General features: G+C 64.7%; 13 protein-coding genes. 7 read left to right on the top strand and 6 right to left on the bottom strand.

Annotated features, from left to right (window positions below):
• Nucleotides 1-8: 8 nt before the first annotated feature.
• The 4 genes from AB7M16_RS00565 to tyrS form a co-directional block, all read right to left on the bottom strand.
• Entirely contained in the window at nt 9-1703 is a 1695-nt protein-coding gene (locus tag AB7M16_RS00565; RefSeq protein WP_453942842.1) for a methyl-accepting chemotaxis protein, read from the bottom strand.
• Nucleotides 1704-2062: 359 nt separating this feature from the next.
• The gene (locus tag AB7M16_RS00570) at nt 2063-2506 is read right to left on the bottom strand and encodes a DoxX family protein (RefSeq protein WP_172788704.1); all 444 of its coding nucleotides are present in this window, start codon (nt 2504-2506) and stop codon (nt 2063-2065) included.
• Between the two features lie 221 nt (nt 2507-2727).
• Entirely contained in the window at nt 2728-3999 is a 1272-nt protein-coding gene (locus AB7M16_RS00575; RefSeq protein ID WP_172788682.1) for an MFS transporter, read from the bottom strand.
• 56 nt (nt 4000-4055) lie between these two features.
• Nucleotides 4056-5309: a tyrosine--tRNA ligase gene (gene tyrS / locus AB7M16_RS00580; RefSeq protein ID WP_453942843.1), complete on the bottom strand. Its 1254-nt coding sequence runs from the start codon at nt 5307-5309 to the stop codon at nt 4056-4058.
• A 166-nt stretch (nt 5310-5475) separates the two neighbouring features.
• Here tyrS and AB7M16_RS00585 point away from each other — a divergent pair, with 166 nt between their 5' ends.
• From AB7M16_RS00585 to AB7M16_RS00595, 3 genes are all read left to right on the top strand, one after another.
• Nucleotides 5476-6579, top strand: coding sequence for an anhydro-N-acetylmuramic acid kinase (locus AB7M16_RS00585; RefSeq protein ID WP_453942844.1), 1104 nt, complete (start codon nt 5476-5478; stop codon nt 6577-6579).
• A 112-nt stretch (nt 6580-6691) separates the two neighbouring features.
• A complete protein-coding gene (locus AB7M16_RS00590; RefSeq protein WP_453942845.1) occupies nt 6692-7369 on the top strand; it encodes a glutathione S-transferase family protein in 678 nt (225 codons plus the stop codon).
• A gap of 4 nt (nt 7370-7373) precedes the next feature.
• Entirely contained in the window at nt 7374-7697 is a 324-nt protein-coding gene (locus AB7M16_RS00595) for a DMT family transporter (RefSeq protein ID WP_260383534.1), read from the top strand.
• A 10-nt stretch (nt 7698-7707) separates the two neighbouring features.
• On the opposite strand, the gene AB7M16_RS00600 is transcribed toward AB7M16_RS00595, so the two are convergent.
• Both AB7M16_RS00600 and AB7M16_RS00605 read right to left on the bottom strand, forming a co-directional pair.
• Nucleotides 7708-8355 (bottom strand): alpha/beta hydrolase, encoded by a 648-nt coding sequence (locus AB7M16_RS00600; RefSeq protein WP_025036034.1) that lies wholly within the window; start codon nt 8353-8355, stop codon nt 7708-7710.
• 347 nt (nt 8356-8702) lie between these two features.
• Complete coding sequence (locus AB7M16_RS00605; protein ID WP_453942846.1) at nt 8703-9539, bottom strand: LytTR family DNA-binding domain-containing protein; 837 nt, start codon at nt 9537-9539, stop codon at nt 8703-8705.
• A 192-nt stretch (nt 9540-9731) separates the two neighbouring features.
• Between AB7M16_RS00605 and AB7M16_RS00610 the strand changes: the two genes are divergently transcribed.
• The 4 genes from AB7M16_RS00610 (at nt 9732) to sufC (ending at nt 14544) form a co-directional block, all read left to right on the top strand.
• Entirely contained in the window at nt 9732-10922 is a 1191-nt protein-coding gene (locus tag AB7M16_RS00610; RefSeq protein WP_453942847.1) for an acyltransferase family protein, read from the top strand.
• Nucleotides 10923-10974: 52 nt separating this feature from the next.
• Entirely contained in the window at nt 10975-12114 is a 1140-nt protein-coding gene (locus AB7M16_RS00615; RefSeq protein WP_453942848.1) for a cysteine desulfurase family protein, read from the top strand.
• Nucleotides 12115-12227: 113 nt separating this feature from the next.
• A complete protein-coding gene (gene sufB, locus AB7M16_RS00620) occupies nt 12228-13724 on the top strand; it encodes a Fe-S cluster assembly protein SufB (protein ID WP_172788690.1) in 1497 nt (498 codons plus the stop codon).
• Between the two features lie 67 nt (nt 13725-13791).
• On the top strand, nt 13792-14544 hold the full coding sequence (gene sufC / locus AB7M16_RS00625) for a Fe-S cluster assembly ATPase SufC (RefSeq protein ID WP_172788691.1): 753 nt from the start codon (nt 13792-13794) through the stop codon (nt 14542-14544).
• Nucleotides 14545-14555 lie beyond the last annotated feature (11 nt).

Here is a 14555-nt window from a genome sequence, read left to right on the forward strand (position 1 = left end):
GCGGCGTGTTACGCCGCGCGCACGCCCTTCAGGAACGTTCCGACTTCGCCGGAGAGCTGCTCGGCCTGCTTGGACAGGTTGCTGGCTGCCGTGAGCACCATGCCGGCGGCGTTGCCGGTCTCGTTCGCCGCCGTGCTGACACCGCCGATATTGGTGGTGACCTCCTTGGTCGCCTCCGCGGTCTGCGAGACGCTGCGGGCGATCTCGGCGGTGGCGGCGCCTTGCTCCTCGATCGCTGCGCCGATCGAGGTGGCGATGCGGCTGACCTCCTCGATGGTGGCGGTGATGCCGCCGATCGCATCGACCGCTTCCTTGGTCGCGCCCTGGATCTGGGCGATCTTGTCGCCGATCTCGCGGGTGGCTTCCGCAGTCTGGCTCGCCAGCGACTTCACCTCGGAGGCGACGACGGCAAAGCCGCGGCCGGCTTCGCCGGCACGGGCCGCCTCGATGGTGGCGTTGAGCGCGAGCAGGTTGGTTTGCGCCGCGATGTTGGAGATCAGCTCGGCGACGTGCTCGATCTGCTGGGCGCCGTCCGACAGCGCGCGCACGATGGTGTCGGTGCGGCGGGCGCTGTCCACCGCGCGGCCGGTGACCTCGGCGGATTGCGCGACCTGCCGGCTGATCTCGGTGATCGAGGAGGAGAGCTCCTCGGCGGCGGAGGCGACGGTCTGGACGCGCTGGCTGGCCTCATTGGCGGCCGAGCCGACCAATGCGGCGCGGCGGTTGGTGCCTTCGGCGGTGGACGACATCGACTTGGCGGTGGTCTCCAATTCACCGGAGCCGGAGGCCATCAGGCCGACGAGCTGGCCGACGGAGGCATCGAAGCGGTCGGCAAGCGCGATCAGGGCCTCGCGCTTCTCCTGCTCGCTGCGAGCCTTGGCCGCGACCTGCTCGGCCTCGAGCGTGCGGGCCGTGAGCGCGGTCTGCCTGAGGACTTCGAGCGTCTCGGCCATGCGGCCGATCTCGTCGCCGCGGTCGGTTTCCTCGACCGGCTTGTCGATGGCGCCTTCGGAAATCGCCTGCATGCGGTTCTTCTGACGATCGAGCGCGCCGAGCACGTCGCGCGCGATCAGCCAGGACAGCGCCGCCATCAGCAGCATCAGGCCGACGCCGACCGCAGCGAGCTCCAGCGTCAAGGCGCGCACGTCGGCGTCGATGTCGTCGACATAGAGGCCGTAGCTGATGGTCACGTTCCAGGGCGCGAATTTGCGCGCGAACACGGTTTTGCGGAGCGGCTCGGTCTGGCCCGGACGGGGATAGAGATAGGAGGTGACGCCGCCCTGGGCGGTCTCGTTGCCGGCCTTGATGATGGCGTCGGCGATCAGAACGCCGTTGGAATCCTTGGCGCCGGTGATCTTGCCTTCGAGCTGCTGATTGGCGCCGTTCACTACGAGCGAGCCGTCCTGGTTGTAGACCACCGGATAGCCCTGGTTGCCGTTGAAGTTCATGCGGCGGCCGCGCTGGTGGAACAGGCTCTTGGCCTCGGTCGCCGTCAGCTTGCCGGCGGTCACCTCGTCCTGAAGCGCTTGGGCGTAGTTGTAGAGGAGCTCGACGGCGGTCCGCATCTGCTGGACGCGGTCCTCCATCATGCGGCTCTTGCTGAGCACGGCCGATACGCCGATGATGGCTGTGACGGTGAGCGCCGCAAGGCAGACCATGCTGGCAAGCTTGGTGCGGATCTTCAGATGACTGAGCAGCTTCATCACAGCCCCTACGGAATGGTTGTTATTGCTCGCACCGGTAGCATGAAGTTCTTACCAATCATGAATGGAGGCATGCGACGGCCTGCCGCGCGGACAGCGTTCGCAGGCGCGTGCGCAATGGTGCAGGCAAATTGCTCTGCCAGCGGGCTCCAGCCCATCTGAGGAAGGGAATCGATCTTGGATTTTGGTGGCTATGGAGTGGAGCCGAACGCGCAATGAATCGATTCGTTCATCGCATCATCATGTCCGTGCTGCTCGTCGCGGCCCTGGTTCTCATGTGGAACGTGCTGGGGACGCGTTGAAACGGCACCGGCGGGCCCGCCGGTGCCGTCCTGCTTGCGAAGTGATCTGGAGGCGCCTCAGCGCCGCGCGAACGCGCCGCCGGCTGCGCCGCTCTCCTTGCCCATCGCGGCATCGACGCTGATCGGCCCGCCACCGGCTGCCGACAGGTAGAGGCAGGCGAAGCAGAACAGGATCGCTGCGGTACCGCCATTGAGCAGCGGCAGGAACACCGGCGCATCGCCCCTGAACATGTGCCCCATGAAGTAGGCGAAGGCCATTTCACCCGAGAGGATGAAAGCGGAGAGGCGCGTGAACAGGCCGATCATCAACAGCCCGCCAACCACCAGTTCGATCGTGCCGGCCGCGCCGTAGAGCGACATCAGTTCGACCTTCGCGAACATCGGCACAGCCGGGAACTTGAACAGCTTGGCAATGCCGTACTGGAACAGCAAGAGGCCGGTGATGAAGCGAAACAGGCTCAGCAGAACCGGTTGAAAGCGAGAGAGAAAAGAAAAGTCCATTTTGGTTTGCCCTCCATCCAATGCAGCGACTTGGACCGCATTCGGTTCCTCCTCGCAAGCCACCCAAGATTGATTCTGCGCTGACATTTTCGTCATGTCGGACATAACACCGCAGGCCGGGGTTTCGGCCGCGTGTGATCCGCATTTTTTGCGCGTATTCGTGCCGGTCCCACCCGTAATTTTCCGGTGACACGAATGCGATCAGGTTACCCCTGAGATACCTAGCGCCGCAAGGCGGGCACGATCAGGAATGGAATCATTCCGAGGATCACGCTCGCAAGTGCGAAGGCGAGCAGGGCGTTGTAGCCGTGCGTCGCGTCATGGATCAGGCCGCCGCTCCAGGAGCCGAACGCCGAGCCGAGGCCGCTGCCGATCGAGATCGTGCCGTAGATGGTGCCCACGCGCTTGCCCTGGAAGATCCGCATCGCGGTCGCGCTGATCAGCGGGCCGCGCGAGCCCATCATGCTGCCGAAGCAGACGATGAAACCGGTGAGCAGCAGCATGTTCGGGGAATATTGCAGCAGCCAGAGCAGGGCGATGCCGAGGATCGAGATCGCGTAGCTCAAGAGCACGGACGGCCTTCGCCCGATCAGGCCGTCGAGCGCAGACACACCGAGCATGCCGAACACCAGCACGACGCCGGAAAAACCCCAGGCGGTCGCGGCCTGGAGCGGGGGGAAGCCGGCATCGATCAGATACGCCACGATCTGCGCGGCGATCGCGTACATGCCGACGGCGGTGAAGAAGAACGTCGAGAACAGCGCCCAGAAGGCGTGGTGACGCATCGCGCGGAGCAGCGTCCAGCCGTTGTCGACGAAATCAGGATCGGTCTTCTTCACGACATGCGGCGAGCCCGCGGCGAACAGCCGCCACGGCAGCAGCAGTAGCGGGACCAGGAGGCCCAAGGCGGCGAAGCCGAACAGCTGGTAGGTGCCGCGCCAGCCGATGTGATCGATCAGCAGCTGCGAGGCCGGCAGCAGCACCAGCACGCCGCCGCCCATCGCCGAATACACCACCGACATCGCGGTCGGCAGGCGCGGCCCGAACCAGCGGCCGAGCAGGATCGAGTTCGGCACGATGCCGATGAAGGCGATACCGACGCCGACGCAGAGGCCGATCGAGAGCTGGAACTGCCACAGGCGCTGCGCGTGCGCCGCGATCAGGAAGGCGGCGCCGAGCAGCAAAAGGCCGAGCGCATAGACAATGCGCGGTCCGGAATGATCGAACAGGCGTCCGACGAAGGGGGCGGTAAGGCCGCTCGCAAGCCAGGTGAGTGAATAGACCGAGACGATCTGCGCGCGGTCCCAGCCAAAGCTTTCCGAGATCGGCTTCAGGAATACCGTAAAACTGTCGCCGAGCCCGCGGCCCAGCACGGCCAGCGTGAAGCAGAGTGCGAGCACGGTGAGCGCGACGCGCGCGACGCCTTGCGGTGTCGCCGCGACGCCGTCACGGTGCGTATCCTTGCTCGCTTCCCTGGGCGTGTATTGTTTCATTGCCGTCAGGGAGCGCGCATCTGTGCGCCCTGACAAGCAGTGAAAAGCTCATACGCCTATGCAGGCTTGATGAGCACGTGCTTCTTCTTGCCGAAGGACAGCTTGATCACGCCTTCCGGCGTCAGATTGCCTGCCGACAGCGCCATCTTCTCGTCGGTGACGGGCGCATCATTGACGCGCAGGCCGCCGCTTTTGATCTGGCGCCGCGCTTCGCCGTTGGAGCCGACGAGGCCTGCCTTGACGAAGGCGTTGAGCACGCCCAGGCCGGCGTCGAGCTCGCCGCGCGGAATTTCCACGGTCGGCAGGCTTTCGGCGAGCGCACCTTCCTCGAAGGTGCGGCGCGCGGTCTCCGCGGCTTCGCGCGCGGCGTCGCGGCCGTGCAGCAGCGCGGTCGCTTCGGTCGCGAGCACCTTCTTCGCCTCGTTGATCTCCGAGCCGCCGAGCGCCTCGAGCTTCCTGATCTCGGCCATCGGCAGCGTCGTGAACAGTTTCAGGAACTTGCCGACGTCGGCGTCCTCGGTGTTGCGCCAGTACTGCCAGAAGTCGTACGGGCTGAACTGGTCGGCGTTGAGCCACACCGCGCCTTGCGCGGTCTTGCCCATCTTGGCGCCCGAGGCGGTCGTCAGCAGCGGCGTCGTCAGCGCGAACAGCTGGTGCGTGCCCATGCGGCGGCCGAGATCGACGCCCATGATGATGTTGCCCCATTGGTCCGAGCCGCCCATCTGGAGGCGGCAGCCGGTGCGCTTGGCCAGCTCGACGAAGTCGTAGGCCTGGCAGACCATGTAGTTGAACTCGATGAAGCTCATCTCCTGCTCGCGCTCGAGGCGCAGCCGCACGGAATCCATGGTCAGCATGCGGTTGACCGAGAAGTGCCGGCCGACGTCGCGCAGCATCTCGATCCAGTTCAGCTTGGTCAGCCATTCCGCATTGTCGAGCATGACGGCGTCGCTCTTGCCCTCGCCGTAGCGCAGCACCTTGGCGAACACGCCGCGGATCGATTCCTTGTTGGCCTCGATCTCGGCAATGGTGCGGATCGCGCGCGTCTCGTCCTTGCCGGAGGGATCACCCACCATGGTGGTGCCGCCGCCCATCAGCGTGATCGGCTTGTTGCCGGACTGCTGCAGCCAGTAGAGCATCATCATGGTCAGATAGTTGCCGATGTGCAGCGAGCGGGCGGTGCAATCGTAGCCGACATAGGCCGTCGCCTCGCCCTTGGCGGCGAGCGCGTCCAGCCCCTCGAAATCGGAGCACTGGTGGATGAATCCACGTTCCTGCAGGGTGTTGAGGAAATCCGATTTAAATGCAGTCATCTGTCGGCGTGCCTGACAATTCTTGGTTTACCGTTTTGGGGGCAATTTAAGGGTCTTCCGCGGGAACCCGATTGGCCGCCCGCCACTTGGCGCGTTGGCATTATAAGATGTGTCCCTCTGGCACAAGATCGGCATGCCAGGGCGGGTTTCTTGAGGACGCTGGTCCATGATGTTGACGGCACTCGGTTTGATGAGCGGCACCTCGCTGGACGGGGTGGATGTCGCGCTGATCGAAACCGACGGAAAGCAGGTCAAGGCATTCGGGCCATCCGGTTACCGGCCCTACGGCCCGGCCGAGCGCAACCTGCTGCGCCAGGCGCTGAGCGAGGCCGTGCATCTGCAGCAACGCGACGCCCGCCCGGGCATTCTGGGCGATGCCGAGCGTGTGGTAACGCAGGCCCATGCCGAGGCGGTTGCGGCCTTCCTCGCCCAGAACCGGATGAGGGCGGAGGACATCGACATTGTCGGCTTTCACGGCCAGACCGTGCTGCATCGGCCCGAAAGACGGCTGACGGTGCAGATTGGCGACGCGCCGGCGCTGGCAAGGGCCATCCACATTCCCGTGATGCACGACTTCCGCGCCGCCGACGTCGAGGCGGGCGGGCAGGGCGCGCCGCTCGTGCCGGTCTACCACCGCGCGCTCGCCCATTCGCTGGAGCGCGAAGGGCCAATCGTCGTGGTCAATATCGGCGGCGTCTCCAACATCACCTATATCGACGGCAACGATACGCTGATCGCCTGCGACACCGGCCCCGGGAACGCGTTGCTGGACGATTTCATGTACCGCACCATGAACCAGGCGTTCGATGCGGAAGGAAAGTTCGCGGCGCTCGGCAAGGTGGACGAGGCCTGGATCGCGCGGGCGCTGGAGCTGCCGTTCTTCGCAAGCCCGCCGCCGAAATCGCTCGACCGCAACGATTTTGCGGCCCTGCGGCTCGGCGAGGTGGCGCCGGCCGACGGCGCGGCGACGCTGACCGCCTTCACCGCCGCCGCGATCGCCCGTGTCATTCCGCTGTTGCCGCGCCGGCCGCGGAGCTGGATCGTCTGCGGCGGCGGCGCCCGCAACCTCACCATGTTGCGGATGCTGCGGGAGCGGGTGGGCTCGGCGACGGTCGAGGCGGCCGAAACGCTCGGCTGGGCCTCCGACGCCATCGAAGCGCAGGCCTTCGGCTTTCTCGCCGTCCGCGGCATGAAAGGCCTGCCACTGTCCTATCCCGCCACCACGGGCGTGCCGATGCCGATGACCGGTGGGGTGATTGCCAGGCCCTGAAGATTACTGCCTGACGATCACGCCCGGTTGATGCAAATGCATTGACCTTGACGGGTAGATGCAGCTGCATTTATATTTGATGCAGTTGCATCTAACCGCCGGGATCGTTGCCATGACCGCTTCACTGAAACTGATCAGCCACAAGCTTTGTCCCTATGTGCAGCGCGCGGTGATCGCGCTGAAGGAGAAGGGCGTGCCGTTCGAGCGGATCGACATCGATCTCGCCAACAAGCCGGACTGGTTCTTGAAGCTCTCGCCGCTCGGCAAGGTGCCGGTGCTGGTGGTGACGACCGAGAGGGGCGAGGTCGCGCTGTTCGAGAGCAATGTGATCTGCGAATACATCGAGGAGACGCAAGCAGGCGCTAAGCTGCATCCGGCGGATCCGTTGCAGCGGGCCGAGCACCGTGCCTGGATGGAGTTCGGCTCGGCGATCCTCGGCGACCTCTGGGGCCTGGAAACGACGACCGACGCGGCGACGTTCGAAAGCAAGCGCCAGGCGCTGGTCGCAAAGTTCGCGCGTGTCGAGGCCGCGCTAGGCGCAGGCCCGTTCTTCGCCGGCAATGCGTTCAGTCTGGTCGATGCCGTGTTCGCGCCGGTCTTCCGCTATTTCGATCTGTTCGACGAATTGACCGAGCACGGCATTTTCAACGATGTGCCGAAGGTTCGCGCTTGGCGCGCCGAGCTCGCAAAGCGCCCGAGCGTGCGCGGCGCGGTCGGGGCGGACTATCCGCAATTGCTGCGCGCGTTCCTCGTTCGCCACGACGCGCATCTGCTCAAGCTCGCGGCCTGAGCGCATGTCGCAATCCGTGGCCTGGCTGTTGCTGGTGATCGCCGGCGCGCTCGATGTCGGCTGGGCGATCTCGATGAAATACGCGGAAGGCTACACGCGGGCAGGCTGGAGCGTTATTTCGCTCGTGCTGCTTGCGGCCTTCGTCTTCCTGCTCGGACGCGCCTTGAAGGTACTCGAGGTCGGCGTCGCCTATTCGGTTTGGACCGGCATCGGTGCGGCCGGCACCTTCATCATGGGCGTCGTACTGTTCGGCGAGAGTTTGAGCGCGATGAAGCTTGCCGGCATCGCGCTCGTCTTGATGGGGATTGTCGCGCTCAAGCTCGCTTGAGCCGCAGCCTTTACCGCACGTTGGCGAGGCGCATGTCCAGATACGCCGTGATGGTTTCCATCAGCGGCTCGAGCTTGGAGTCGAAGAAGTGGTTGGCGCCGGGGATGATCTGCTGGTCGATCACGATGCCCTTCTGCGTCTTCAGCTTCTCGACCAGCGTGTTGACGTCCTTGGGCGGCACCACCGCGTCCTTCTCGCCGTGAACGATCAGGCCTGAGGACGGGCAAGGCGCGAGGAACGAGAAGTCGTAGAGGTTGGCCGGCGGCGCGATCGAGATGAAGCCCTCGACCTCGGGGCGGCGCATCAGGAGCTGCATGCCGATCCAGGCGCCGAAGGAGAAGCCGGCGACCCAGCAGGCGCGCGCCTCGGGATTGATGGTCTGCGCCCAGTCGAGCGCGGCGGCTGCATCCGACAATTCACCGGTGCCATGGTCGAACGAGCCCTGGCTGCGGCCGACGCCGCGGAAATTGAAGCGCAGCACCGAGAATCCGCGATGCGCGAAGGCGTAGTAGCACTGGTACACGATCTGATGGTTCATCGTGCCGTGGAACTGCGGATGCGGATGCAGGATCATCGCGATCGGCGCGTTCTTCTGCTTGGCCGGGTGATAGCGGCCCTCGAGGCGGCCGGCAGGGCCGGTGAAAATGACTTCAGGCATCGATGATCTCTGATTTAAGTCCCTTGGAGGTGATCCCTGCGCAATCGTCCGATTGTGGCTCTCGCAGCGTTGCCGCCGACGAGAGCACGGATGAAAGGTGGAGAGGCGCGCCCTCGGATGATGCGCGAGTGGCGCGCGGGTGAACTGACGCGCGCTTCTAACACGAGGCCAGGGTCAAAAAGCAAGCTTCTTCGACATCTCTCAATCAGCTCAACAGCTTAGCCGGTCATTGTGCTGTCATCGCCGGCCCGCCTCCCAGGATCGGGACCTGCCTGAATCAACCGGAGCCGGCAGGGGTTGCCCGCTGCGCCGGAGGGCAGCGCTCAACCGATTGGAATCACGATTGTTTATGGATCGCCGGTGGCGCTTCCCGCCGAGGCGGTTCGGCTTCCGAGCGCGGCGACGGTCGACCGGTAGCGCCGGCTGCCGCCGAGGGTCTGGCCGTTGTCGAAGGCGAGCTCGAAATCTCCTGACGGCTTGAGGTCCACGCCGCGCACCCGGTCGAGATTGGCAAGCTTGGTCCGATGAACGCGAACGATGGAAAAGCGCGCCAGCTCGCTTTCCGCCGCCGCCAGCGTGCCCCGGATGAGATGCTGGGTGCCGTCGGCGAGGCTGTATTCGATGTAATTGCCGGCGGACGCCACCCAGAGGATGTCGCGCGGCACCACGCGAATGCGGCTGGTGCCGTCACGCAGCCAGATCAGATCGGGAGACGGGGGCTGCGGGGCGGACGGCGCCGACGAAGCGATCGCGGCGCTCTTCAGCTCACGCCGGCTTTCGAGCAGCCAGATCGTGGCGCCGATCAGGACAACGGCCACGGCGTCTTTGCGGAATTCGTACAGGACCGTCGCGAGCGAGAAACGGAAATCGTAGGCGCCGCCGGCGAGCCATAGCGCGAGCTTTCGCACCCAGACCATGCCGGTGATGTGGAGGGTGGAGAAGCCGAGCAGGGCGATCGCCCCGATTGCCGCCTGTGCGGCGAGGCCCGGTGTCCGGCGCATGCGGCGGACCGCCAAGACCAGGATCGGCAGCAACAGCAGGATGACGCCGATGCTCGACATCTCCCAGAACAGCCGCCGGCCGATGTCGTAGCTGTCGCCACGCCAAGCCGCGTCCTGCGCGCCTGAGAACGCATTGACGATTCCGATCGCGAGCGCGACGGCCGCGATCGCTGCGAACATCATCCGGTCGCCGCCGCTGATCCCAAAAGACCCGCGACTCGTCCCAGCTGCCGGCGGCTCATCCCCTCGCGTCCGATTCTGATCCCAAACCGGCTCGACGCGCGCCGCAGGCGGAGCATTTTCGGTGTCAGCCATTTTCGATGTCAGCCCTGGCCCCAAAACCGCGTTCGTCGTCCCGTCAAGGAGCAGAAAACCATGACAACACCACAGCAATTCCAAAGCTCGGAAAGACGTATCGACCTGGACTGGGTGCGGATTTTAGCCTTCGGGCTCTTGATCTTCTACCACGTCGGCATGCTCTACGTGTCCTGGGGATTCCACATCAAGAGCGCGCACCGGCTAACCTGGCTGGAACCGGTGATGCTATTCCTCAACCCCTGGCGGCTGTCGCTGCTGTTCCTGGTGTCCGGGGTTGCCACCCGTTTCATGCTCGGCAAGTCCAGCCTGGCCTCGCTCGCGGCTGCGCGATCGGCGCGGCTCCTGATCCCGCTGATCTTCGGGATGCTCGTGATCGTGCCGCCGCAGGCCTATCTCCAGATCGTCGAAAGCCTCGGCTATCCCGCCGGCTTCCTCGATTTCTACACCAGGCACTACTTTGCCTTCGGCCCGCAGTTCTGTCCGAACCCGTGCATCGTGTTGCCGACCTGGAACCATCTCTGGTTCGTGGTCTATCTATGGGTCTACACGATGGCCTTGATCGGCGTGCTCGCGCTGTGGCCGGCGGGGGCTGACTGGATTGGCCGTAAGCTCGCTGGCATGCTCGCCGGGCCATGGCTCCTGATCGGGCCCTGCCTGCTGTTTGCGGCCTGGCGCCTGGTGCTGTTCCCGGCTTTCCCGTCGACGCACGCGTTGTTCGGCGACTGGTATAACCACGCGGACCACGCGACGGCCTTCCTGATCGGTTTCCTGCTGGCCCGGCAGGAGGGAATCTGGCGCGAACTGGAGCGGCAGCGCTTCGTGGCCCTGCTGGCGGCCGTCGCCTGCTTCTCGGCCTTCATCCTGGTACGCGCCGGCCTGTTTGCGCCGTCGCCTGCGCTGAAGTGGGCCGCGGCCTCGGCCTATGGTTGCTACCAATGGCTCGCGATCGCCGCCGTGCTGGGTTTAGCGCGGCGCCATCTCACCGCCGACAGCCCGGCGCGGCGCTATCTCACCGACGCGATCTTCCCGTACTACATCGTGCACCAGACCGCGATCATCGTGATCGCTCATCAATTGCGCGACAGCGGTCTGCCGGCCGGGACCGAAGCGCTGATTGTCATCGCTGGGACCGCGCTCACATGTGTGGCGACCTATGAGATTGTCCGGCGCGTTGCCTGGCTGCGGCCTCTGTTTGGATTGCGGGCGGTGCCGCGAACGGTGCGAAGGGTGGAACAGCAGCCGGCCTGACGAGTGCCCACCCTCCGATTGGCCGGACGACAAAAGGTGCTAAGAGGGCGAGATGCCGAACCGTGTCTATCTCGACTGGAATGCGACCACGCCGCTGCGCGCCGAGGCGCGGGCGGCGATGGTGGCGGCCTTCGACCTGGTCGGCAATCCCTCCTCGGTCCATGCCGAGGGGCGGGAGGCGCGGCGGCTGGTCGAAGAAGCTCGCGCGACGCTTGCGGCCGCGGTGGGGGCGCAGCCGCGCAACGTCGTCTTCACCTCAGCTGGAACCGAGGCCAATGCGCTGGCGCTCTCGCCGGGCTTGCGGGGTCCGTCCGGCGGACCCATCGCGCGGCTGCTGGTCTCGGCGGTTGAGCACGCCTCGGTGCTGGCCGGCGGCCGGTTCCCGGCGGACAAGATCGGCCTGATCCAGGTCACGCGCTCCGGCGTGGTCGACCTCGATCAGTTGAAGCGGCAGCTGAAGGACGGCCCGCCAGCCCTGGTCTCGATCATGGCCGCCAACAACGAGACGGGCGCCGTTCAGCCCGTCACGGAGGCTGCAACCATCGTCCACGAGGCCGGCGGCCTCCTGCATGTCGATGCGATCCAGGCGCTGGGCAAAATTTCATTCGATATCAATTCGGTAGGCGCCGACCTTGCCACCTTTTCTGCGCACAAGATCGGCGGTCCCAAGGGGGTCGGCGCCCTGGCGCTGACCGAGGGGATAAGCGGCCTCGAGCCGGTGCTGCGGGGCGGCGGGCAGGAGCTCAACCGTCGGGCCGGAACCGAGAACATTGCCGGGATCGCCGGCTTCGGGGCCGCGGTAAAGGCTGCGCTTCAGGCTCTGCCGGAGGATGTGAAGCGCATGGCAAGCCTCAGAGATCGTTTGGAAAATGGCCTTCGTGACGTACCCGGGACGACCGTCTTTGCGACAGAGGTGGCGCGGTTGCCAAATACCGTCCTTTTCACCGCGCCGGGCTTGAAGGCCGAAACCGCCGTGATCGGCTTCGATCTGGAGGGAATCGCGGTGTCCTCCGGCTCGGCCTGCTCCTCCGGAAAGGTCCAGCCGTCTCACGTCCTGTCGGCGATGGGCTATGATCCCGCGGTGGCCCAGGGAGCGGTGCGTCTCAGTCTGGGCTGGTCCACGGAACCGGAGGACATCAATCGGGCGTTAGAGGCTTGGCGAAAGCTTGGTAATACCCTACTTAAGAGATGAGCGACGAAACACGGCTTGAACGGTTCTAAGCCCGTGCTTTCCGCGGAGAAATATCGTAATACTCGTCCAAGTTTGATCCACCGCGGTCCTTGAAACCGCGAGCGGAGGATGGAATGCCAGCCGTACAAGAGACGGTCGAGCGCGTGAAGCGCATCGACGTCGACCAGTATCGTTATGGGTTTGAGACCCTGATCGACACCGAGAAAGCCCCCAAGGGGCTGTCGGAAGAGATCGTAAAATTCATCTCGCAGAAAAAGAATGAGCCCGCCTGGATGCTCCAGTGGCGGCTGGAAGCCTATCGGCGCTGGCTGACCATGACCGAGCCGACCTGGGCCCGTGTCGACTATCCCAAGATCGACTTCCAGGACCTCTATTACTACGCGGCGCCGAAGCCGAAGAAGACGGTCTCCTCACTGGACGAGATCGATCCGGAGATCCTGAAGACCTACGAGAAGCTCGGCATCCCCTTGCGGGAAGTCGCCATGCTCGAAGGCGTCGAACCCAAGCCCGGCGAGGAAGACCCGGCCCGCCGCAAGATCGCGGTCGACGCCGTGTTCGACTCGGTCTCGGTTGCGACCACGTTCAAGGCCGAGCTGAAGAAGGCCGGCGTGATCTTCATGCCGATCTCGGAGGCCATCCGCGAGCATCCTGAATTGGTGCAGAAATATCTGGGCTCGGTGGTTCCGACCTCGGACAATTTCTACGCCACGCTGAACTCGGCGGTGTTCTCCGACGGCTCGTTCGTCTACGTGCCGCCGGGCGTGCGCTGCCCGATGGAGCTGTCGACCTATTTCCGCATCAACGAGCGCAACACCGGCCAGTTCGAGCGTACGCTGATCATCGCCGACAAGGGCTCCTACGTCTCCTATCTCGAGGGCTGCACCGCGCCGCAGCGCGACGAGAACCAGCTGCATGCCGCCGTGGTCGAGCTCGTCGCGCTCGACGATGCCGAGATCAAGTATTCGACGGTGCAGAACTGGTACCCCGGTAATTCGGAAGGCAAGGGCGGCATCTACAATTTCGTCACCAAGCGTGGCGACTGCCGCGGCGCCAATTCCAAGATTTCCTGGACCCAGGTCGAGACCGGCTCTGCGATCACCTGGAAATATCCAAGCTGCATTCTCCGCGGCGACAACTCCCGCGGCGAGTTCTACTCGATCGCGATCTCGAACGGCTTCCAGCAGGTCGATTCGGGCACCAAGATGATCCATCTCGGCAAGAACACGTCGAGCCGCATCATCTCCAAGGGCATTGCCGCCGGCAAGTCGCAGAACACCTATCGCGGTCTCGTCACGGCGCATCGGAAAGCGACCGGGGCGCGCAACTTCACCGCCTGCGATTCGCTGCTGATCGGCGACAAATGCGGCGCGCACACCGTGCCGTACATCGAGGCCAAGAACTCCTCGGCGACCTTCGAGCACGAGGCGACGACCTCGAAGATCTCCGAGGACGTGCTGTTCTACTGCATCCAGCGCGGGCTCAGCCAGGAAGAAGCGGTCGGCCTCGTCGTCAACGGCTTCGTCAAGGACGTGCTGCAGCAGCTGCCGATGGAATTCGCGGTGGAAGCGCAGAAGCTGATCTCGATCTCGCTCGAAGGGTCGGTCGGCTAATTGCCGACCCTCGCGGCGCGCGCCTCGCGCACCAACATCAATTGAATTGAATAGACTGGATACCAAGATGGCTTTGCTTGAAGTGAAAGACCTCAAGGTTCGTGTCGAGGAGCGTGAGATCCTCCACGGCCTGACGCTGACCGTGAACGAGGGCGAGGTGCACGCGATCATGGGGCCGAACGGCTCCGGTAAGTCGACGCTTTCGCACGTCATCGCCGGCAAGCCCGGCTACGAGGTCACCGACGGCCAGATCCTGTTCAGGGGCGAGGACCTCTTGGAGATGGATCCGGACGAGCGCGCCGCCAAGGGCGTGTTCCTGGCGTTCCAATATCCGGTCGAGATTCCCGGCGTCACCACCATGAATTTCCTGCGCACTGCGCTCAATGCGCAGCGAAAGGCGCGCGGCGAGAGCGAGCTGATGGTGCCGGACTTCCTGAAGAAGGTCCGCGAAGTCTCGAAGTCGCTGAACATCCCGCAGGACATGCTCAAGCGCGGCGTCAACGTCGGCTTCTCCGGTGGCGAGAAGAAGCGCAACGAGGTGCTGCAGATGGCGCTGTTCGAGCCGAGCCTGTGCATCCTCGACGAGATGGATTCCGGTCTCGACATCGATGCGCTGCGGATCGCGGCCGACGGCGTCAATGCGCTGCGCTCGCCGGGGCGTGCGATGGTCGTCATCACCCACTATCAGCGGCTGCTCAACTACATCGTGCCTGATTTCGTGCACGTGATGTCGAGGGGCCGCGTCGTGAAGAGCGGCGGCAAGGATCTGGCGCTGGAGCTGGAAGCCTCCGGCTACGCCCAGTTCGAGGATGCCGCGTAAGGAATTTTCAA

The organism is Bradyrhizobium sp. USDA 372, assembly GCF_053629095.1.

What these genes read in the sequence shown, in the direction of transcription:
- AB7M16_RS00590 (WP_453942845.1), top strand. Translation starts at nt 6,692, where the DNA reads ATGACCGCTTCACTGAAACTGATCAGCCACAAGCTTTGTCCCTATGTG.
- sufB (WP_172788690.1), top strand. Translation starts at nt 12,228, where the DNA reads ATGCCAGCCGTACAAGAGACGGTCGAGCGCGTGAAGCGCATCGACGTC.
- AB7M16_RS00600 (WP_025036034.1), bottom strand. Translation starts at nt 8,355, where the DNA reads ATGCCTGAAGTCATTTTCACCGGCCCTGCCGGCCGCCTCGAGGGCCGC.
- AB7M16_RS00570 (WP_172788704.1), bottom strand. Translation starts at nt 2,506, where the DNA reads ATGGACTTTTCTTTTCTCTCTCGCTTTCAACCGGTTCTGCTGAGCCTG.
- AB7M16_RS00615 (WP_453942848.1), top strand. Translation starts at nt 10,975, where the DNA reads ATGCCGAACCGTGTCTATCTCGACTGGAATGCGACCACGCCGCTGCGC.
- AB7M16_RS00605 (WP_453942846.1), bottom strand. Translation starts at nt 9,539, where the DNA reads ATGATGTTCGCAGCGATCGCGGCCGTCGCGCTCGCGATCGGAATCGTC.
- AB7M16_RS00595 (WP_260383534.1), top strand. Translation starts at nt 7,374, where the DNA reads ATGTCGCAATCCGTGGCCTGGCTGTTGCTGGTGATCGCCGGCGCGCTC.
- tyrS (WP_453942843.1), bottom strand. Translation starts at nt 5,309, where the DNA reads ATGACTGCATTTAAATCGGATTTCCTCAACACCCTGCAGGAACGTGGA.
- sufC (WP_172788691.1), top strand. Translation starts at nt 13,792, where the DNA reads ATGGCTTTGCTTGAAGTGAAAGACCTCAAGGTTCGTGTCGAGGAGCGT.
- AB7M16_RS00610 (WP_453942847.1), top strand. Translation starts at nt 9,732, where the DNA reads ATGACAACACCACAGCAATTCCAAAGCTCGGAAAGACGTATCGACCTG.
- AB7M16_RS00575 (WP_172788682.1), bottom strand. Translation starts at nt 3,999, where the DNA reads ATGAAACAATACACGCCCAGGGAAGCGAGCAAGGATACGCACCGTGAC.
- AB7M16_RS00565 (WP_453942842.1), bottom strand. Translation starts at nt 1,703, where the DNA reads ATGAAGCTGCTCAGTCATCTGAAGATCCGCACCAAGCTTGCCAGCATG.
- AB7M16_RS00585 (WP_453942844.1), top strand. Translation starts at nt 5,476, where the DNA reads ATGATGTTGACGGCACTCGGTTTGATGAGCGGCACCTCGCTGGACGGG.